The 19,627-nt window shown below is 57.4% G+C and carries 18 protein-coding genes; all 18 read left to right on the top strand.

The window, feature by feature from the left end:
• Positions 1-49: 49 nt before the first annotated feature.
• The 18 genes from G477_RS0108920 to G477_RS19195 all read left to right on the top strand — a co-directional run bounded on the left by G477_RS0108920 (position 50) and on the right by G477_RS19195 (position 19,614).
• A complete protein-coding gene (locus G477_RS0108920) occupies positions 50-247 on the top strand; it encodes a cold-shock protein (RefSeq protein ID WP_026697663.1) in 198 nt (65 codons plus the stop codon).
• A gap of 306 nt (positions 248-553) precedes the next feature.
• The gene (locus tag G477_RS0108925) at positions 554-1,180 is read left to right on the top strand and encodes a YusW family protein (protein ID WP_026697664.1); all 627 of its coding nucleotides are present in this window, start codon (positions 554-556) and stop codon (positions 1,178-1,180) included.
• A gap of 968 nt (positions 1,181-2,148) precedes the next feature.
• The gene (locus tag G477_RS0108935; protein ID WP_026697666.1) at positions 2,149-2,862 is read left to right on the top strand and encodes a YveK family protein; all 714 of its coding nucleotides are present in this window, start codon (positions 2,149-2,151) and stop codon (positions 2,860-2,862) included.
• Entirely contained in the window at positions 2,859-3,545 is a 687-nt protein-coding gene (locus G477_RS0108940) for a CpsD/CapB family tyrosine-protein kinase (protein WP_026697667.1), read from the top strand. The genes G477_RS0108935 and G477_RS0108940 overlap by 4 nt, the downstream gene beginning before the upstream one ends.
• A 486-nt stretch (positions 3,546-4,031) precedes the next feature.
• On the top strand, positions 4,032-5,849 hold the full coding sequence (locus G477_RS0108945) for a polysaccharide biosynthesis protein (protein WP_026697668.1): 1,818 nt from the start codon (positions 4,032-4,034) through the stop codon (positions 5,847-5,849).
• A gap of 14 nt (positions 5,850-5,863) precedes the next feature.
• Positions 5,864-6,751, top strand: a complete 888-nt coding sequence (gene galU / locus G477_RS0108950; protein WP_026697669.1) for a UTP--glucose-1-phosphate uridylyltransferase GalU — start codon at positions 5,864-5,866, stop codon at positions 6,749-6,751.
• Positions 6,748-7,902 carry a glycosyltransferase family 4 protein gene (locus G477_RS0108955; RefSeq protein ID WP_026697670.1) on the top strand — a complete coding sequence of 385 codons (1,155 nt, stop codon included), beginning with the start codon at positions 6,748-6,750 and terminating at the stop codon, positions 7,900-7,902. The genes galU and G477_RS0108955 overlap by 4 nt, the downstream gene beginning before the upstream one ends.
• Positions 7,877-9,010: a glycosyltransferase family 1 protein gene (locus G477_RS19165; protein ID WP_245575458.1), complete on the top strand. Its 1,134-nt coding sequence runs from the start codon at positions 7,877-7,879 to the stop codon at positions 9,008-9,010. The genes G477_RS0108955 and G477_RS19165 overlap by 26 nt, the downstream gene beginning before the upstream one ends.
• Positions 8,973-9,857 carry a glycosyltransferase family A protein gene (locus tag G477_RS0108965; protein ID WP_026697671.1) on the top strand — a complete coding sequence of 295 codons (885 nt, stop codon included), beginning with the start codon at positions 8,973-8,975 and terminating at the stop codon, positions 9,855-9,857. The genes G477_RS19165 and G477_RS0108965 overlap by 38 nt, the downstream gene beginning before the upstream one ends.
• A gap of 12 nt (positions 9,858-9,869) precedes the next feature.
• Complete coding sequence (locus tag G477_RS0108970) at positions 9,870-10,973, top strand: EpsG family protein (protein WP_026697672.1); 1,104 nt, start codon at positions 9,870-9,872, stop codon at positions 10,971-10,973.
• Positions 10,973-11,632 carry an acetyltransferase gene (locus G477_RS0108975; RefSeq protein WP_026697673.1) on the top strand — a complete coding sequence of 220 codons (660 nt, stop codon included), beginning with the start codon at positions 10,973-10,975 and terminating at the stop codon, positions 11,630-11,632. Before G477_RS0108970 ends, G477_RS0108975 begins: the two co-directional genes overlap by 1 nt.
• The gene (locus G477_RS19170) at positions 11,610-12,800 is read left to right on the top strand and encodes a DegT/DnrJ/EryC1/StrS family aminotransferase (RefSeq protein ID WP_035211669.1); all 1,191 of its coding nucleotides are present in this window, start codon (positions 11,610-11,612) and stop codon (positions 12,798-12,800) included. The genes G477_RS0108975 and G477_RS19170 overlap by 23 nt, the downstream gene beginning before the upstream one ends.
• Before the next feature lie 4 nt (positions 12,801-12,804).
• A complete protein-coding gene (locus G477_RS19175) occupies positions 12,805-13,932 on the top strand; it encodes a glycosyltransferase (protein ID WP_051287850.1) in 1,128 nt (375 codons plus the stop codon).
• Complete coding sequence (locus G477_RS19180; RefSeq protein WP_051287853.1) at positions 13,904-15,136, top strand: glycosyltransferase; 1,233 nt, start codon at positions 13,904-13,906, stop codon at positions 15,134-15,136. Before G477_RS19175 ends, G477_RS19180 begins: the two co-directional genes overlap by 29 nt.
• Complete coding sequence (locus G477_RS0108995) at positions 15,105-16,316, top strand: glycosyltransferase (protein WP_026697674.1); 1,212 nt, start codon at positions 15,105-15,107, stop codon at positions 16,314-16,316. The genes G477_RS19180 and G477_RS0108995 overlap by 32 nt, the downstream gene beginning before the upstream one ends.
• A complete protein-coding gene (locus G477_RS19185; protein WP_051287855.1) occupies positions 16,219-17,427 on the top strand; it encodes a glycosyltransferase in 1,209 nt (402 codons plus the stop codon). The genes G477_RS0108995 and G477_RS19185 overlap by 98 nt, the downstream gene beginning before the upstream one ends.
• Positions 17,424-18,668 (top strand): glycosyltransferase, encoded by a 1,245-nt coding sequence (locus G477_RS19190; RefSeq protein WP_051287857.1) that lies wholly within the window; start codon positions 17,424-17,426, stop codon positions 18,666-18,668. Before G477_RS19185 ends, G477_RS19190 begins: the two co-directional genes overlap by 4 nt.
• Complete coding sequence (locus tag G477_RS19195; protein ID WP_051287859.1) at positions 18,631-19,614, top strand: glycosyltransferase; 984 nt, start codon at positions 18,631-18,633, stop codon at positions 19,612-19,614. Before G477_RS19190 ends, G477_RS19195 begins: the two co-directional genes overlap by 38 nt.
• The last annotated feature ends 13 nt before the right edge of the window (positions 19,615-19,627 follow it).

Consider the following 19,627-nt stretch of genomic DNA (forward strand, 5'->3'; position numbering starts at 1 on the left):
ATCAACTAGCAATACTACGTGGGCAACCCCCACACAGGAGGAATATTGTATGACTACAGGTACAGTAAAATGGTTTAACGCAGAAAAAGGTTTCGGTTTCATCGAGGTTGAAGGACAGAACGACGTATTCGTTCACTTCTCCGCTATTCAGGACGAAGGCTTCAAGACACTCGACGAAGGCCAGACTGTCAACTTCGACATCGAAGAAGGCCAGCGTGGACCACAAGCTGCCAACGTGCAGAAGTAATAACGAATCGACCCCGGTTTTCCGGGGTCTTTTTTTGCAGTAAAAAAAGAACATATGTTCCTGTAAATGGCGCGTGAAGTCCAGAAGCTGGAGGCGCGCTCCGATGCAAAGACGGCTTCGCTTTTCGTCTTGCTGCTTTCTACTTCTATCACCGTCACGAAAAAAACTTTTTGAAATAAACAAATGTTTTCCTGGAAACGGATTCATTCAACTAGTTCTTCGGTTGATGTTTAATGACGAATACACCGGGGAAGAGTCCACTTGTAACACAATGAATCCAGGAAACATTGAAGGAGCGTATCATTCATGAAAAAGACCATGCTGACAACAGTAACCGCAGCAGCGGTCCTGACACTGGCTGCATGCGGCAACGACGATAACGGCGGTACGGATAACAATCCAAACGCGGACCTCGGAAACAACAACAACGTCGTCAACGATGATAACAACATGAACGACGATGATGATGACGATGACGACATGATGAACGATGATGACGACGACGACGACATGATGAACGATGACGACGATGATGACGATGACAACATGATGAACAACGACGACGATGACATGAACAACGAAGCCGCGGGTGACGCGGATGGCGACTGGTATGAAGAGTTGAACTTTGATGAGTTTGAACTCGATGCTGAGTACGATGACGGCGAATACGAAGTAGAGTATGAGTATAATGATGGAGAGCCGGAAGCGGAAATTGAAGATTCCCGCGGCGGTGAAGAAGTAGAGATGGAAGGCGACGAAGCACTGGATGAGCTGGAAGAGCCGCTGACAGAACTTGATCTGGACGCAGACAGCTCGGACGACGAAATCCTCGATGCGACCATGGAAGCCTTTGATCTGGAAGACGGCTATGACGAGCTCGAAGTAGAAATTGAATTCTTCGACGACGATGAAGTCGAAGCAGAAGACGAATAACAACAGCTCAGGCGGGCGGTACCTTCATGGTGCCGTCCTTTTTTTGCTTTTCGGTCTGTTCCTGTGGGCCGTATGCCATTCTTCAAAAAGAGAAAGGTATACGGCTTTTTCACGTGCCCGAGCAGAAGGCGCGGATCCCGAGCCGCGCCTTCTGAAAATTCCTTCTTCCCCGGGAGAGGGGAAGAAGGACTTGAAGACAAGCCCTGCGGAAAGCCCGGCGCGGCAGGCACAGTGCCTGATTTCCGTACGTATTCTTTGACGCTTACCCGCAGGCGTCCTGTTTCTATCACCACCAGCCTTTAACAGAGCGTTGTTTTTAAAAAGATCTCCGATCAGCAGCGCTTGTTCGTTCTTCGAGCAGGCACCGGCTGTATCCGCCTGTCGTGGCACGCAGCATTTTTTCCGACGATACGACCAGAAGTGCGGAGGAACGGCAGGAATTGTGCAAAAAGGATGTGACGCAGGACCTGGATTGTGTGCGATTGTGTAAGCAGATGGGAGGGGTCATTTTCGGAAAAAGAAAGGCCGACTTCGCCGCTGAGAGCCGTTTTGACGGGAAAAGTGCTTTTTTCTTTCCCCAACCTATCAACGAACGGACGAATTGGGCATAAACCCGTAGGTAAATGAGCACCGATTCATTGTGTAATAATGTGTAATGCATGGGAAAGGTCTATTGCCTGTGACCCAGGCATCCCTCTTCGTCGGATGACGGAGGGGTTTTTCTACGTGGGACAGAAACGGACGCAAAGCGAAAGGCAGCAACAGCCGCGCGTGTTCGACTCGAAGCAGCCGGCACGGTTGGGGGTTCGATTGGCCTGGTTGGGTTGAAGAGGGTTTAGAACTTCATTGGTAGAATTTTCAGAAAGTTTAATTGCGTCTTTTATCCTTCCTTTATAGAATATGTACAACGACTTAACCAGGCAGCAGTCATTCAGTGGAGATTTTCATGATCAGGGAGGGATATTGGTATGGGTGAGGAAGAAAAACAGGGACTGCGGGTCAGACAGGTGATCCGTGCTGTACGAAGAAGGTGGAGCGTCATTGTGGTCACCACGCTCGCGATCGGCGGGCTGCTGATGTTCTATATGGAGCAGAACCAGCTGGTGCATATTTACGGGGCGCAGTCGTCGGTCATCGTCACGGAAGAGAACGTCAATATGAATACGATGACGGAAATGATCAACGAACCATTGTTTATGGATGCTGTCATTGAAGAGCTGTCGTTTCCCATCAGCCATTCCGAGATGGCGGAACGGGTGACGTCGACGTCGGGGGAAGGCTCGGACATTATCCAAATTGACGTCGAACATACATCGGCAGAGAATGCGGTGGAAATCGCCAATACCATCACGGAGGTATTCCCGGGAGTGGTCTCCGGCACCATTGGCAATGTCGAAGTACTGCCGCTGTCCACCGCAGATGTGCAGGTCAGTCTCGATAATCCGGTCTATACGCCGACGAACAACCTGCTGATCTTCGGTACCGTGCTCGGGCTGCTGCTCGGCATCGGGCTGGCACTGCTGCTCGATGCACTCGACGACAAAATCCGGGGCGAGCGGGATATTGAACGAGCGGTCGGCCTGCCGGTGATTGCCGGTATTTCCCGGCCATCCCGGAGGGTGAAAGAGCCGGATCCCGCGGCAGTGGAATCATCGTTACAGGAGGAGGAGAGATCATCATGACAAAGAAAACCGAAAGCAGGAGGCTGCAGCAGTTTTACAGCTCCTACGGCTCTACCTTTCATGAAGAGTTCCGACGGCTGAAGTCGAGCCTGGAATTTGCTTCGGAGCTTCATCAGCATAAAAGTTTCGCCGTGGTCTCTGCCAGAAATGGGGAAGGGAAATCCACGATTGTCCGGCATCTCGCGCTGACGATGGCCAAAGAGGGGAAGCGGGTGTTGATCATTGACGCCAACTTCCAGGAGCCGGTCATGCATCAGCATTTCACTTGTGACACCGGGGCCGGCCTCAGTCACGTGCTGCTCGGGCAGAAACGGACATCAGAGTGTCTGCATGAAACGCAGTTCACCGGCTTGTCCATTCTGCCGTGCGGGGTGATGTCCTCGGCCGTTGATCCGGCTGTCTACCTGGACGCATTCCGGCGCATGCTTAAAGAAGTGGAGCGCCAGTTTGACTACGTGCTTATCGAGACAGAGTCGATTCTCGAAGGAAGAAGCAGCCAGGCGGCTGCGGGCCTCTGCGGCGGTACCGTCATTGTCGCGAGGCGGAACCGGACGAAAGCAGCAGACTTAAAGGACACGAAAATATCACTGGAAGGACGCGGCACCAACATCATCGGCGTCATTCTCAACCGCAAGCAGTACACGTTCAAACAGTTCTTCATCCGGAACACCACAAAAAAATAAGCTTCCAGCTGTAAAAGCTGGAAGCATGCAGGAACGGGAGACACCGCTGATCCCCTATCACCGACGGTACTCGTCTATGCTGTGGGTCGTTATGACCTTAGACGCCGGTCGTCGGTGGTATGGAGTGGGGATGGGTTGAAGGCCCGATTACTGCTGTGTACAGGAAGACTGCCATCTTCCTGTACACGGCTGCAAGAAGGTGCTGAGCACGCGGGTACTGCTTCCGGCTGCCACCGGAGTATCAGCGTCCGCTCAGTGCCTGTACCATCTCAACAGCAGGAATACGGTGACACCATGAAGAATCGCCGTTACCAGTACATTCCCTAGTATACACCAACGCAAACATGAATGGAACGCCGATACAACGAAGGCCGGGGGCCGCTCTGGAACACGTCGGAGACGGCCGTCCCCGGTATGATTGGAAACCGGTCCACGTTCGTAAAGCAAGGAGAAGCCGGGTGTTCCCGGGCGGAAAGGAGGAATAACGTGAAGCACCGGACGAGAGTTATGATATTTCTGCTGCTCGATTCCGTGATGATGATTTCCGCTTTTCTCGCAAGCTTCATTATCATTAACGAGCCCGGTATCTACTGGACGCCGAGCTTCTGGATGACGCTCGCGATCATCCTGTTCAGTTATCATTTGATTTCGTTTTTGTTTGAGCTGCACCGTCAGTCGTGGGAGTTCGCCAGTATCGGCGAATTGAAGCGGATACTCAAAGCGCTCACCGCCTCGGTGGCGCTGATTGCCTTGCTGCACCTGCTCGTCTTCGGTTTTATTCAATACCGGATTCTCTTTGTCACCTGGCTTCTGATGGTGCTCGGTGTCGGAGGCTCCCGCTTCTGGCTCCGCATGCTGCAGAGCCGATCGCCGTTCGCTCAGAAAGGACGGCGGCGCACGCTCATCGTCGGTGCCGGCGCCGCCGGTACGATGATTGCCCGGCAGCTCATTCAAAACAAAGACAGCGAGCTGCTTCCTGTGGCGTTTGCCGATGACGATATCAACAAACAGCGCTTGGATATTTTATCGCTGCCAGTCGCCGGAGGGACCGAAGATATTCCGGGCATCGTCAAACGTTTCCGGATTGAACATATCGTCATCGCCATTCCGTCGCTGAGGCGCGACAGGCTGAAGCACATGTACAACGCCTGTGCCCAGGCGCCGGCGAAGACGCAGATTCTGCCGATGATCGAGGATCTGGCGACCGGGCAGGTCGAGATCAGTCATTTCCGAGATGTGTCCGTCGAAGATCTGCTCGGACGGGAACCGGTCGAACTCGATGAGTGCGGCATCCAGGAATCCATCACGAAGAAAAAAGTGCTTATTACCGGCGCTGGGGGGTCCATCGGCTCCGAAATCTGCCGGCAGGTGCTGAAGTTCAGCCCGGCGGAGATTATTCTGCTCGGCCACGGCGAAAACAGCATCTATAAAATCGAACGGGAGCTGCTGCATATTGCAGGAGAGACCGTCGTCACGACCGTTATCGCAGACGTTCAGGACGGGGAGCGCATGCAGGAAGTCTTCCTGCAGAAGAAACCGGACGTCGTCTACCACGCCGCGGCTCACAAACACGTGCCGCTTATGGAACGGAATCCGCACGAAGCCGTGAAAAACAACACGATCGGCACGCTCCAGACGGCCGAAGCAGCCCATCATGCAGGTGTGGCTGTGTTTGTCATGGTCTCTACCGATAAAGCGGTTAACCCGACTAGCGTGATGGGAGCATCGAAGCGGCTTGCTGAAATTATGGTGCACCAGATGAACCGGCGGAGCCGGACGACGTTTGCGGTCGTCCGCTTCGGCAACGTGCTCGGATCGAGCGGCAGCGTGATTCCACTCTTCCGCGAGCAGATCGAAGCCGGTGGACCGGTGACGGTCACCCACCCGGACATGGAGCGGTATTTCATGACGATCCCCGAGGCATCGCGCCTCGTGATTCAGGCGGGCACGCTGGCGGAGGGCGGAGAGACGTTCGTATTGGACATGGGAGAACCGATGAAAATCGTCGATCTCGCCGTCAACATGATCCGGCTCAGCGGGCACACCGCCGACGATATCGGCATTCGCTACACCGGCGTCCGGGCCGGAGAGAAGCTGTATGAAGAATTGTTGAACGAAGAAGAGATCCACGACGAGCAGATCTTCCCGAAGATTTACCTCGGGCGGCCGTACTTCGCGGATACATCGAATACGGCGGCCTTTCTGCAGCAGTTCTCGACGATGACGAATGACGAACTGCGGGAAGCCATCATTACGCTCGCAAACGATACGGCGAAAGCCGATGTGTATTCCTACGAAGCTTGAAGGAGGGTGTAACCATGCGTGTCAAGAAAGCGATCATTCCGGCTGCAGGCCTTGGAACGAGGTTTCTGCCGGCGACGAAAGCGATGCCGAAAGAAATGCTGCCGATCGTCGATACGCCGACGATTCAACTGATTATTGAAGAAGCTGTTGCGTCCGGCATTGAAGATATCATCATTGTCACCGGAAAAAACAAACGTGCAATCGAAGACCATTTCGATTCGGCGGCGGAGCTCGAGCGCACGCTCAGCAATGGAAAGAAATTCGCCCTGCTGGAAGAAGTGCAACGCACCTCCAACATGGTGGACATTCACTACATCCGCCAGAAGGAACCGAAAGGACTCGGACATGCTGTCTGGTGTGCTCGAAAGTTTATCGGCAATGAACCGTTTGCGGTGCTGCTAGGTGATGACATTGTCGATGCCGAGGAACCGTGCCTGAAGCAGATGCTGGATGCGTTCGACGACACACCGGCGAGCCTGCTCGGGGTGCAGCCGATGCCGCGCGAGACGCTGCACCGGTACGGGATTGTCGATCCGGTGTCCGAAGGGGGAGGTAGAAGGCGCCAGGTACAGCGGCTCGTCGAAAAGCCGAATCCGAGCGAGGCGCCGTCCAACCTTGCGATTCTCGGCCGCTACATTTTGTCCCCGCGCATTTTTGAATTCCTTGCCTCCCAGGAGCCTGGGGCCGGCGGCGAAGTGCAGCTGACGGACGCCATCTCGCGTCTCGCTGCCGTGGAGCCGGTCGAGGCATTCCAGTTTGAAGGGAAGCGCTTTGACGTGGGCGAAAAATTCGGGTTCCTGGAAGCGACGATCCACTATGCGCTCCAGTATCCGGAGCTTCGGGAGCGGTTGATCGATCATATGCAGGACGTCGTGACCCGGGAGCGGAGCGTGCTGTCATGAGCCGGCCGAAGATCCTCTTCTGCGCGAGCGTCACGTATCACTTCCGCCTGTTCCATCTTCCGGTTTTCCAGTGGCTGCAGGAGGAAGGCTGGGAGGTGCATACCTTTTCCAATGGCGAAGAGACGCTCCCCTCGGTCGACCGCCAGTACCACATGGAGCTGGAGCGGTCGCCGCTGACGTGGAAAAACGCACGCGCCGCAGCCGAGCTCCGGCGGATCATGCGCCGGGAGAAATATGAGATCGTCCACAGTCATACACCGGTCGGCGGCCTGCTGGCACGAACCGCCGCAGCCGGCCTGAAGGAGACGAAAAGTCTCTACACGGCGCACGGCTTTCATTTCTGCCGCGGGGCGTCCTGGAAAGCGTGGGTGAGCTACTATCCGGTGGAATACGTACTCTCTTATGTGACGGACGGCTTAGTTACCATCAATCAGGAAGACTATCAGCTGGCGGACCGCCGGCTGCGATCCGGCTCTCTGGCGTACGTGGCCGGTGTCGGCGTCGATACAGAACAGTTCTATCCAGGGGGGATGGAAGAAAGAGAGCGCGAACGAAAGAAACGAGGGTGGGGGAGCGAAGATTACGTGCTGTTTTACGCAGCGGAATACAACGAGAACAAAAACCAGCAGCTGCTGATCCGCATGCTCGCGTTCTGCGGGGATGAGGTGAAGCTGGTGCTCGCGGGACCGGGGGAGGCCGCGTCGGGCAGAGCACTTGCAGCGTCACTCGGTGTCGGACACCGGGTGTTTTTTGTGGGCGAGCAGCGGGACATGCGCGCCTGGTACATCACAAGCGATGCCGTAGCCGCCTCAAGCAGGCGGGAAGGGCTGCCGGTCAACATTATGGAAGCGATGGCCTGCGGCCTGCCGGTGGCGGCGCTGGCGAACCGGGGGCACCGCGAGCTGATCGAGCACGAGACAGACGGCTTCATCGTGCCTGACGAGCAGCCGGAAGCGTTCGCTGCCGTCATCCAGTATCTGCAGCAGCATCCGGAAACAGCAGCCGCGTGTGGGGCGGCGGCCAGACAAAAAATCGTGAAACAGTTCAGCAGGCCGGTCGTCCAGAAGCAGCTTCAGGCGATGTACCGGCCGTTTATGGACAGGGAGGTGTCGCTTCGTGAAACCGATGAGAGTACTGCACGTCCTCGTTAACATGAATCGGGGTGGTGCCGAAACGTTTTTAATGAATATTTACCGCCGCATGGACCGCAGCCTGGTCCAGTTTGATTTTCTTACGTCGAAGCCCGGCGTATTCGATGCAGAGATCCGCGCGCTCGGAGGGACGGTCCACCGGATCCCGGGAGCCGGGGAAGTCGGTCCGAAGTTGTATCAGAGCGCGCTGTACGACTTTTTCCGCAGGCATCCGCAGTACCAGATTGTGCATGCCCACATGGATCAGATGAGCGGGATGGTGCTGGGGCAGGCGGCCCGGGCCGGGCTGCCGGTGCGGATTGCGCACAGCCACAGCACGAAGAGCGAAGGGGGAAGGCTCAAGCGGCTCTATAAATGGTACGCAGGCAAGCAGCTGCGGACGACCGCTACCGACCGCTTCGCCTGTTCGACAGAAGCTGGTGAGTGGCTGTTTGAAAAGGGGAAACGCACGTTTTTCGTGCTGCCGAATACGATCGATACGGACCGGTTCCGCTATTCTTCGCTCGACCGGCACCGGATGCGGCGGGCCTGGCAAATTTCTTCTAAGGCGCTGGTATTAGTGCAGGTCGGAAGAATGGAAGAACCGAAGAATCACGAGATGACGCTGCGCCTGTTCGCCGCCTTGAAAAAGAAGCGGCCGGATGCGCGGCTGTTTTTCGTTGGAGACGGTCCGGAGAAGCACCGGCTGCGAAGCCTGGCGATTCAGCTGCAGGTCGCTTCCGATGTGCATTTCACCGGTATTCAGGATCATGTCGCTGCGTACTTGTCGGCGGCAGATTTGTTCATCATGCCGTCGTTTCATGAAGGGTACCCGGTCACGTTGATCGAAGCGCAGGTATCGGGGCTGCCGTGCCTCGTCTCGGATCATATCACGAAAGAGGTCGACCTGCAGGCCGGGCTGCTGCACTACCTGCCGCTGCACGATACCGGCAGCTGGATCGAGACAATCCGGATGCTGCTGCCGCCGAAACGGCATCGTATTCCGGAAGCGGTGCTGGATCAGGTCGACGCTGAGAAAACAGCAGCATCCTTGACCGGCTTTTACCTGCAGAAAGGAAAGGGGGCCGCCGATGGACGCGAAGATTACCGTTTTCACGCCGACGTATAACCGCGCCGCCTACCTGCCTCGCTGCTACCGCAGCCTGATGGAACAGCGGGATCAGCGGTTCGTCTGGCTGATTGTCGACGACGGCTCCACCGACGATACGCGCGCGCTCGTGCGGACGTGGCAGCGGGAAGGAGCGGTCGATATCCGCTACATTTACCAGCAGAACCAGGGCATGCACGGCGCCCACAATACAGCCTACAGCCATATCGATACGGAATTGAACGTCTGCCTTGATTCGGACGATTTTTTTTATCCGGATGCCGTACATAACATGCTCCTTTTCTGGGAGATGTTCGGTACGACGGAGGCGGCGGGCTTTGCCGCGCTGAACACGAACATGGAGGGCCGGCTCATTGGCACACCGTTTCCTTCCACGTTGACCCGGTCGACGCTCTTTGATTTGTACAACCGCTGGTCGGTCCGCGGTGATAAAAAGCTCGTGTACCGAACCGAGCTGACGAAGCTGTATCCATACCCGCTGTTTCACGGGGAGCGCTACGTCGGCCTCGCCTATAAGTATTACAAGCTCGATCAGCATTATCCACTGCTGCTGATGAACGAGCCGGTCTGCTACGTCGATTATCAGCTGGACGGTTCGTCCCATAACATGCTCTACCAGTACAAATCGAATCCGCAGGGATTTGCTTTCTACCGGCGGGAGCTGATGCAGCTCGAACAATCCTGCCTGCCGTTTCAATTCCGGCAGTGCATTCATTACGTGTCGAGTTCGATGCTCGGCCGCAATCGGCGGTTTCTCCGGGAATCGCCGAAAAAAGGAGCAACGATTGCAGCGATTCCATTCGGTGCGCTGCTGTACTGTTATATTCAATGGAAAACAACCGCTTAAGGAGGGACGCGCATGGAGATCATTACGCTGCAGCTGCTGTTTGTGATGATGCTCGGTTTGATGGCGAGAGCACTGGCCCGGCCGGAGCCGAAAACGGAGATGATGCAGCTGGCCGGACTGGAACGGCGGCCGGACGGCATGTTTGCAGCTGCAGCGGTGCTCTGCATGATTCTCGTCTCCGGGTTCCGCACGAACATCGGCGATACGTATGTGTACAGCAATATTTATGAACGGGATACGTTCACGTGGGGCGATCTTCCGGAAATGCAGGACGAAGGATTCGTGGTGCTGCAGATGTTTTTGCAGCAGTTTTCCCATGATGCGCAGCTGATGATTTTTGCCAGCGCACTGATCACGCTGTCGCTGATCGGATTCGTTCTGTATCGGTATTCACCGCTCTTTGAACTGAGTTTGTTCGTCTTCATCGCTTCGGGTATGTTTCTCGTCTCGATGAACGGCATCCGGCAGTACTTGGCCGCCTCGATCGTGTTCGCTTCCGTTCATTTCATCATGAAAGGCAAGTTTCTCGGCTATGCCGGGTGTGTGCTGCTCGCTTCGACGTTTCACCAGAGTGCGCTCATCCTGCTGCCGGTCTACTTCATCGTCCGGCGGGAAGCCTGGTCCTGGTCCACGATGGGGCTGCTCGCGCTTGGCGTGCTCGGGGTCATCGGCTACCAGCAGCTGTCGGAAGTGCTGTTTGAGGCGATGTCGGAAACGCAGTACGGGGAATACTCCGAATTCAACGAAGGCGGTGCCAATGCGATGAGGGTGGCCGTTTCCGCTGCGCCGCTGCTGCTCGCGTTTATCGGCAGAAAGCAGCTCAAAGCGTTGTATCCAAAAAGCGACTACCTCGTCAACCTGGCGCTGTTGAGCATTGTATTTATGCTGATTTCCACACAGAACTGGATTTTCGCCCGCTTCGCCATCTATTTCGACTTGTTCAATCTCATTTTGATTGCCTGGGTAGTGAAAATCTTCAGCTGGCGCGATCAGCCGCTGATCTACTTCGCTATTGTCGTCCTGTATGCGGGATTCTTCTGGTATGAATACAGCATGACGCTCAACATTCAATATTTAAGTGACATCCTGCCGTCGTTCAAAGGGGAGGGATATTGATGGATCTGATTATTGTCGGCGCGGGGGGACACGGCCGAGTGGCCGCCGCCATCGCTGCCCGGATGCCCGGCGTAAAACTCGCCGGGGTCCTCGATGACCGGTTTACCCATATGAAGATTACAGACGGGCGCATGTATGCGCCCGTGTCGTATGCAGAAGCGCTGCATCAAGGATTCCCGGATGTGAAGTGGTTTATCGGCATCGGAAACAACCGGGTCCGTCAGCAGCTGGCCGCCCGGCTGGACTTTCCCGAAACGGCCTACGCGTCGCTCGTCCATCCGTCGGCGCAGATCAACGGCGACAGCCGAATCGGTGCCGGAACTCTGCTAGGACCGCAGGCGGTCGTCAATTCGGATGCGGAGGTCGGCCGTCATGTCATCGTGAACACGGGGGCGGTGGTCGAGCACGACAATACGATCGGCGACTATGTGCATCTGTCGCCGAACGTGACGCTGACCGGCAGTGTCACGGTGCACGAAGGAGGGCATCTCGGAGCAGGCAGCTGCGTGATTCCCGGCAAGAACGTGGGGGCGTGGGCGGTGACGGGAGCTGGATCGACGGTGATCGATGATCTGCCCGCCGGTGTCACAGCTGTCGGCACGCCCGCGAAAATTATCAAGAGAGAAGGTGCTGTTTTTGTCCAACATCAACAATCATAAAATTCATCTATCACCACCGCATTTGAGCGGAAAAGAAATCGAGTTTCTCGACGATGCGACTGCGAGCAACTGGATCGCGCCGGTCGGTCCGCATCTGGATGCCTTTGAACAGGAGTTTGCTTCCTTTACCGGCATGCAGGGCGCAGCGGCCGTCCAGTCCGGCACCGCGGCAATTCACCTCGCGCTGGAACTGCTCGGCATCGGCCGGGGGGACCGGGTGTACTGCTCGAGCTTCACGTTTATTGCGAGCATCAACCCGGCGCTCTACCTCGGAGCGGAGCCGGTGTTTATCGACGCTGAACCGGATTCGTGGAACATGTCGCCGCGTGCCCTGCGCCGGGCGATGAAGCAGGACGCGCTCGACGGCCGGCTGCCGAAAGCGGTCATCGTCGTCCACCTGTACGGCCAGAGCGCGAAAATGCGGGAAATTCTCCGCATCTGCCGTCATTTCGATGTGCCGGTGATCGAAGACGCCGCCGAATCCCTCGGCGCCTCCTACTTTGGCGTCCAGACCGGATCGATGGGCATGTACGGCGCCTTTTCGTTCAATGGCAATAAAATCATCACGACGTCCGGGGGCGGCATGCTGGTCTCCCGTTCGATTCCGGCGATTGACCGGGCGAAAAAGCTCGCGACGCAGGCGAAAGAACCGGTGCCGCATTACGAACATAAAGAAATCGGCTACAACTACCGCATGAGCAACCTGCTTGCCGCGGTGGGTCGGGCGCAGCTGCGGCAGCTCCGCATCCGCATTAAGCAGAAGCGGGCGGTATTCGAGATTTACCAGGACGCACTCGACCGGGTGAAAGGATTTACGTTCATGCCGGAGTATGAGGGGTCCTATTCGACGCGCTGGCTGACGACGCTGACGGTCGATCCGAAGTTCACGAAAGTCACGCGGGATCACTTGATCGAAACGCTCGCCGAGCAGAATATCGAAGCGCGTCCGGTATGGAAGCCGCTTCATACGCAGCCGGTCTTTCAAGGCGTGGAGTACCACCCGCACAGCAATCAGACGAGCGTGTCGGAAGGATTGTTCGAGCAGGGACTCTGCCTGCCGTCGGGATCGGCGCTGCGGGATGTGGAACAGCAGTGGGTGATCAACTGTATTCTCGCCCGCCTCCGCGAAGAGCGGCAGCGGTTTGTTTCCATATCTTCAAGGAGGTGACACGATGAAACGGGTGCTCCATGTGACAGGAAGGATGAACCGTGCGGGGACGGAAACGATGCTGATGAACGTGTACCGGGAGCTCGACCGCTCCCGGATCCAGTTTGACTTTGTTTCTTTCCAGACTGAAGCAGGGGATTACGATGATGAAATCCGGGAGCTCGGGGGCCGGGTGCTGTATGTATCCGATCAGACGTCGATCCGGGCGCTCTACCGGGTGATGAAAGTCTCCGGACCGTATGATGCGGTGCATGCCCATACGATGTTTCACTGCGGCATGGCCATGGCAGCAGCCAAACTTGCCGGCGTGCCGGTACGCATCTCCCATGCGCACACGACGCAGGACGATACCGATTCGCTGCTGCGTTCGTGCTACCGCTCCTTGATGCGGAACATGATCCAGCAGTTCTCGACGGACACCGTCAGCTGCAGCGCCGAAGCCGCCGCCTGCCTGTACGGCCGGGAGGGCGGACTGCACCTGCCGAACTATGTCCCGTATGAGCGGATGATGCACTGCAGCCGCGAGGAGATAGAAGCATTCAAACAGCGGTGGCAGATCGGAGATGAGATGGTGCTCGGTCATATCGGCCGTTTCATCGAGCCGAAAAACCACGCCCACCTGCTCCAGGTGACGAAAGCGCTCGTCGATGGCGGCACCGATGTGACGCTTCTGCTCGTCGGAGAAGGAGAGACGCTCGAGAAAACGAAGGCGCTCGCAGCGCGGCTCGGGATCCGCGACCGCGTCCGCTTCACCGGCGCGCTGGAGGATGTCCGACCGGCGCTGCACGCCATGTCCTGCTTCTTGTTTCCGTCCTATTACGAGGGCCTCGGCCTCGTGCTGCTGGAAGCGCAGGCCGCCGGGGTGCCGTGCCTCGTATCCGAAGCAGTCCAGCCGGAAGCCGATCTCGGCCTGCATCTGCTGCGGCGCTGCCGGCTCGCAGACGGCGCCGCAGCATGGGCGGATGCTGCCTTGACCGAAGCAGCGGTGAAACCCCACGTTCCCGTCCCGGTCCGGCGGCGGGCATTTGAGCAGCAGGGGCGTTCGATGAGCGACATCGTCGATCAGCTCCGGATTATCTATGGAGCAGAAGAGGAGGAGCGCCATGAACAAAACGTTGATCGCCTCGTATGATATGGAAGTCGGCGGGGTCGAGCGGAGTCTCATTACCCTGCTGGAACAGTTCGCCGGCGATGAGGTGCCGGTGGACTTATTTTTGTACCGGCACGTCGGCGAATTCATGCAGTACCTGCCGGAAGAAGTGACGCTGCTGCCGGAAGTTCCGGCCTACAGCACGTTTCGTTATCCGATTGCCGACGTGCTGCGCCAAGGGCATTACACGATCGGCGCGGTCCGGCTGTTCTCCCGGTACAAAGCCCTCTGGCTCGGGCACCGGCGCCGTTTGTTTGAGCCGGGCTACATGCAGCTGCAGTACATGTGGAAATATGCGCTGCGGTACCTGCCGGAGCTGGAGACCGAATACGACACCGCCATCAGCTACTTATGGCCGCATTATTTCGTCGCCGAAAAAGTCCAGGCGAAACAAAAAATTGCCTGGATTCATACGGATTTCTCCACGGTGGAGGCGGACCCGAAGATGGACGAGACGATCTGGAATGCCTACGACCATATCGTCGCTGTCTCGGAAGCCTGCCGGGACGCGTTCGTCACGAAATACCCGAGGCTCGCGGAGAAAACGATCGTCATCGAAAACCTGCAGTCGCCGGCGTTTATCCGCAGAGAGGCGGAAGCGTGCGGAGCTCCGGAAATGGAGGACGATCCCCGCATCAAGCTGGTGACAGTCGCCCGTCTCTCGTACGCCAAAGGCATTGATATCGCCGTGGATGCGATGAAAAAGCTGAAGGAAAAAGGGATTACCGGCATTGCCTGGTATGTCGTCGGCTACGGGGGAGATGAAGCGATGCTCCGGCAGCGGATCGCCGATCACGGCCTCGAGGACTGCATGTACCTGCTCGGCAAAAAGGTCAATCCGTACCCGTATATCGAGGCAGCGGATGTGTACGTGCAGCCCTCCCGCTACGAAGGCAAAGCGGTCACCGTGAGCGAAGCCCAGATTCTCGGGAAGCCAGTACTCATCACGGATTACCCGACGGCTTCGAGCCAGATGGAAGACGGCGTGGACGGCATGATCTGTGCCCTCTCAGCCGATGGTATCGCTGCCGCTGTCCGGCGGCTCGCTCATCATCATGAGCTGAGGGGCCGGCTGGCAGCTGCCTGCCGGGCGCGCTCGTATGGGAACGAACAGGAGAAAGATAAAATCTACGCACTGCTGGGAGGGAACGTTCATGACACGCCCGAAGCTGCTATTCCTTATTGATTCGCTGCAGATCGGCGGGGCAGAAAAAAGCCTCCTCACGCTGCTTCACCGGCTGGATCCGGATGCCTATGACGTGTCGCTCCTGGTGCTTACCGCCGGCGGTGCGTGGGAAGCGGAGGTGCCTGCCTATGTGAAGAGAGTGGCAGCACCGGCATACTTCCGCTGGCTGCAGGGGGAGAAGGGACGTGGGATCTTCCCGCTCCTGCGGATGCTTGTTTCGCTGCGGCTGCGGTTGACTAGGCTTCATCCAGAACAGGCAGTTTTCTCAACGATCCGTCGAGTGCTGGATCTGCCTCAAGAACGGTATGACACGGTAATTGCCTACAGCCAGGGGATGCCGACCTATGTGGCCTCGCACCTGCAGGCGGACAGGAAAACCGCCTGGATCAACATGGACTATGCCGCGGGCACGTTCGATCGGAAGATGGATGCTGCTTTTTATGAACAGTTCGATCAGGTTACCGCCGTTTCCCCTTACATTCAAGCATCACTGGAGCAGCACTGTCCGGAGATGAGCGGGAAAACGGTCTGTTTTCCGGACATTGTCGATCCGTCGCTCGTGCAGCGGCTGGCCGAAGCGCCGGCGGAAGACCTGCACGGCGTCCGACGCATCGTGACCGTCGGCAGACTGGATCCGGCGAAAGGCATCGACCGGATTCCGGCAGCGGCGGCAGAGTTGAAACAGGCGGGTGTCGATTTCCGCTGGTACGTGATCGGGGAGGGTCCGGCACGGGCAGAGGTAGAACAGGCAGTGAAGGCGTACCAGGTGGAGGAGGAGGTACAGCTTCTAGGCGCACGGGCCAATCCGTATCCGCTCATGAAGCAGGCCGGCCTCTACGTGCAGCCTTCCAGAAAGGAAGGGTTTGGGATGGCGGTGCTCGAAGCAGCCGCCCTCCGCCTGCCGATCATCTGCACCCCGTTCGGCACAGCGCCGGATTTGTGCAGGCAGACCGGCGGCTGGCTCGTGAAAGCCGAGGCACTGGGCGCTGCCTGTGCCCATATGCTGGAACATCCGCAGCCATCTTCCCCTGTGCCGGTGCCGGAACATGCATTACATCAACTGCTATTAGGAGGTGATCGGAATGAAACGGATGCTTTTTATGCTGCCGAGTCTCGGGATCGGAGGGACCGAGCGGGCCCTGTTGTCGCTCCTGTGGGAAATGGACCGGAGCCGCGCTGATATTACGGTGCTGCTCATGAAAAAAGAGGGGGCGTTTTTAAAACAGCTTCCCCCGGACGTCCGGGTGATGGCGCTGGAAGCCCCGGATGAGCTGACGAGTATGCTCGATCAGCCGCCGAGGGAAACGAGTGTCAGGCTGTGGCGGGAAGGCCGCCGCAGAGAGGCTGTCCGCTTTGTCCGCGGATGGATGCAGAGCCGGAGCGGACGGACGAACGCGCCGCTGCTGTCGCAGATGGCCTCCGGGATTCCGCAGCAGAAAGAAACATACGATATCGCCGTCGCCTTTGCCGGTCCGTTTGACTTCATCAGTTACTACGTCGCCGAGCGGATATCCGCCGAGCGGAAAGTGCAGTGGATTCATTTTGATATTACACGCATCGGGTTTCATGCACCGGCGATGCTGCCGGTCTACCGGAAGTTCGATCACGTTTTTGCGGTGTCGTCCAGAGCGGCGTCCCTGTTCCGTGCAGCCATGCCGGAACTCGCCGACCGGACCGAGACGGTGTACAATGTCCTCTCTCCGGCGCGGCTGATGCTGGAGGCGCAGATGGCAGCAAGGCCGCCTTTTGATCCTTCACTGCTGCACGTCGTCTCGGTCGGCAGGCTCTGCTGGGAAAAAGGGCAGGATGAGCTGCTGCGGGCCGCGGCACTTGTCCGGGAAGAAGCGGCCGGCTGGCACCTTCATCTGATTGGAGACGGGCCGATGCGCCCGAAGCTGGAGGCTCTTGCAGACCGGCTCGATCTCAGCGGGGCGGTCACGTTCCACGGGACGATTGAGAACCCGTACGCGTTTATTCAGGCATGCGACCTTTACGTGCAGCCGTCCCGCCATGAAGGATACTGCCTGACGCTCGCCGAAGCACGCTGTTTTAACCGGCCGATCGTCACGACGAATTTCACCGGGGCAGAGGAACAGATCGCCCATCAACAGACAGGTATTGTCACCGAGGAGGACGCGCCGTCTCTGGCAGCGGGGATGCTCGAACTGCTTCAGGACCCGGAAAAGCGGCACGCCTTCAGCAGTGCCCTGGAACAGGAAGAACCGGATACGTCCACCGAGGCACTCAAACTGCTGCGTATTCCTCCGCGGGCGAAGGAGGAGAGCCTGTGAAGCGAATCTTGTTTGTGCTGAGCAGCATGCGGCTGGGCGGGGTGGAGAAGTCGTTCCTGGCGCTGCTTGCCTCCTTTCCGCGGGAAGGCTGGCAGGTAGATGTCCTCCTGCTCGAAAAGACGGGCGAACTGCTGGAGGAACTGCCCTCCTGGGTGCGGGTACTCGAAGCCCCCTGGTACGAAGCGATGAAGCGTCCGCTGCTGGCGCCGCCGCGGCAGGTCGTGCAGCAGGATCTGCGGATGGGGCGGATCAAACAGGCGCTCACATTCAGTGCAGGCACCTTGATCTCGACGTATTCCAGCGATCGCACCTTCTTCTACCGGATGCTTTTTTCCGGCGTGCCGGAGCTGGAAGAGGACTATGATACCGTGGTCGCCTACCAGGGACCGACCGACATTCTTGATTATTACGTAGCAAAAAAAGTAAACGCCCGGCGGAAAATAGGGTGGGTGCACTTCGATGTCGGTTCCTTTCCAGTCAACCGCCGGCTGTATCAGCGTCTGTACGCCGAGTATGATCATATCTTTGTCGTCTCCCGTCAGGCAGAGCGTCATTTGATTGCCACATTGAAAACGCCGGAATTAGAGAAAAAAACGAGCGTCTTCTACACGCCGCTTCCAGCCGAACAGATCCGGAGGCAGGCAGAAGAAAAAGGATTCAGCGGGGAGAAACAGGGGATGCGGCTCGTCACGGTCGGACGCCTCTCCGAAGAAAAAGGACCGTATCTGGCGCTGGAAGCAGCCGCCCAACTGAAAAAGGAAGGGATCGCCTTCTGCTGGTACTGGGTCGGAGACGGGCCGGAACGGGACAAAGTCGAAGAGGAGGTCCGCAGCCGTGGACTTGCCGACTGTTTTCAGCTGCTCGGCAGACAAAAAAACCCGTATCCTTTCGTGGGCGCATCCGACATCTACATTCAGCCTTCGCTGCATGAAGGGTTCTGCCTGACTCTCGCGGAGGCGAAACTGTTAGGCAGGCCGATCGTTACAACCGATTTTACCGGAGCGGCTGAACAGATCCGCTCCTATTTTGACGGTGTCGTCGTCCGAAAGGAACCACGGGAGTTGAGCAGCGCGATCCGCATGCTGATCGACAACCCCCGGCAGCGGGAACGGCTGTCGGAGCAGGTTTCCTACAGCCGGATGGCCTCCTTCGTCGACCTGCAGCGGAACATGAGGGAATTAACGAAGACAGGGGGAACGAATCATGGAAATAAACGTCAGCGTCGTCGTGCCGGTGTATAACATGGAACGGCTGTTAGGCGACTGTATCGCTTCTCTGAAAAAACAGACCCTGCCGCAGATCGAATTCATTCTCGTCAACGACGGCAGCAGCGATCACAGCGCAGCGATATGCGAAGCAGCCGCTGCAGAAGACAGCCGCTTCCGCGTCATCCATCAGCAGAACAAAGGCTTGAGTGGAGCCAGGAATACCGGCATCCGCGCGGCAGCCGGCACCTACATCGGCTTCGTGGACAGTGATGATACCGTGGATCCGCAAATGTATGACGTGCTCTACAGTCTCTGTAAAGATACCGGCAGTGAGGCAGCCAGCGTGGCAAGCTTGATCCACTATCCGGATAAGACCGTCAGCACCGGAGGACGGGGGCTGCACGTGCATACGAGAGAAGAAGCGATGCGTGTCATGCTCGAAGGCACGCATTTCGATGAAGTGGTCTGGACGAAGCTGTTTCACCGGGACATTCTGGAGCACGTCCAGTTCACGGAAGGCATCATTTATGAAGATACCGATTTTACGTACCGTGCGCTGCACGAAACGGAACATGTCGCGTCGCTCGGCCTGCCGCTCTACCATTACTACAAACGGGACGGCAGCATCATGAGCGCGGCTGCGGCCGATCTGCGGGATGACGCGGTGGAGGTGTACGCCGGCATGTACACCTTTCTGGCGGAAAACTACCCGGAGCTGACGACACTGGCATCGCGGAAGATGGCCGATGTCTGTCTCTCCCTGCTCGCAGGGATGGCGGCCGCACCGGACCATGCCGATCGGCGGCAGCAGATGAGGCGTATCGCCCGCCGGATGAACAGCATCTACGGCGAAGCCGTCAAAGATGAGGCGCTTCCGCGGAAGGCGAAAGTCCTGCTGACCGCATCCAAACTTCATCCCGTCCTCTGCACGTACCTGCTGCAGCGGACCAAATCAGTCAAAACACGGCCGGTGTTTTAAAAAGGAGGACACG

This window comes from Alkalicoccus chagannorensis DSM 18086, from assembly GCF_000429725.1.
Taxonomy (GTDB): domain Bacteria; phylum Bacillota; class Bacilli; order Bacillales; family Salisediminibacteriaceae; genus Alkalicoccus; species Alkalicoccus chagannorensis.

Coding starts and splice junctions, on each gene's coding strand:
- G477_RS0108920 (WP_026697663.1), top strand. CDS start 50: ATGACTACAGGTACAGTAAAATGGTTTAACGCAGAAAAAGGTTTCGGT.
- G477_RS0108925 (WP_026697664.1), top strand. CDS start 554: ATGAAAAAGACCATGCTGACAACAGTAACCGCAGCAGCGGTCCTGACA.
- G477_RS0108935 (WP_026697666.1), top strand. CDS start 2,149: ATGGGTGAGGAAGAAAAACAGGGACTGCGGGTCAGACAGGTGATCCGT.
- G477_RS0108940 (WP_026697667.1), top strand. CDS start 2,859: ATGACAAAGAAAACCGAAAGCAGGAGGCTGCAGCAGTTTTACAGCTCC.
- galU (WP_026697669.1), top strand. CDS start 5,864: ATGCGTGTCAAGAAAGCGATCATTCCGGCTGCAGGCCTTGGAACGAGG.
- G477_RS0108955 (WP_026697670.1), top strand. CDS start 6,748: ATGAGCCGGCCGAAGATCCTCTTCTGCGCGAGCGTCACGTATCACTTC.
- G477_RS19165 (WP_245575458.1), top strand. CDS start 7,877: ATGAGAGTACTGCACGTCCTCGTTAACATGAATCGGGGTGGTGCCGAA.
- G477_RS0108965 (WP_026697671.1), top strand. CDS start 8,973: ATGGACGCGAAGATTACCGTTTTCACGCCGACGTATAACCGCGCCGCC.
- G477_RS0108970 (WP_026697672.1), top strand. CDS start 9,870: ATGGAGATCATTACGCTGCAGCTGCTGTTTGTGATGATGCTCGGTTTG.
- G477_RS0108975 (WP_026697673.1), top strand. CDS start 10,973: ATGGATCTGATTATTGTCGGCGCGGGGGGACACGGCCGAGTGGCCGCC.
- G477_RS19175 (WP_051287850.1), top strand. CDS start 12,805: ATGAAACGGGTGCTCCATGTGACAGGAAGGATGAACCGTGCGGGGACG.
- G477_RS19180 (WP_051287853.1), top strand. CDS start 13,904: ATGAACAAAACGTTGATCGCCTCGTATGATATGGAAGTCGGCGGGGTC.
- G477_RS0108995 (WP_026697674.1), top strand. CDS start 15,105: ATGACACGCCCGAAGCTGCTATTCCTTATTGATTCGCTGCAGATCGGC.
- G477_RS19185 (WP_051287855.1), top strand. CDS start 16,219: ATGAAACGGATGCTTTTTATGCTGCCGAGTCTCGGGATCGGAGGGACC.
- G477_RS19195 (WP_051287859.1), top strand. CDS start 18,631: ATGGAAATAAACGTCAGCGTCGTCGTGCCGGTGTATAACATGGAACGG.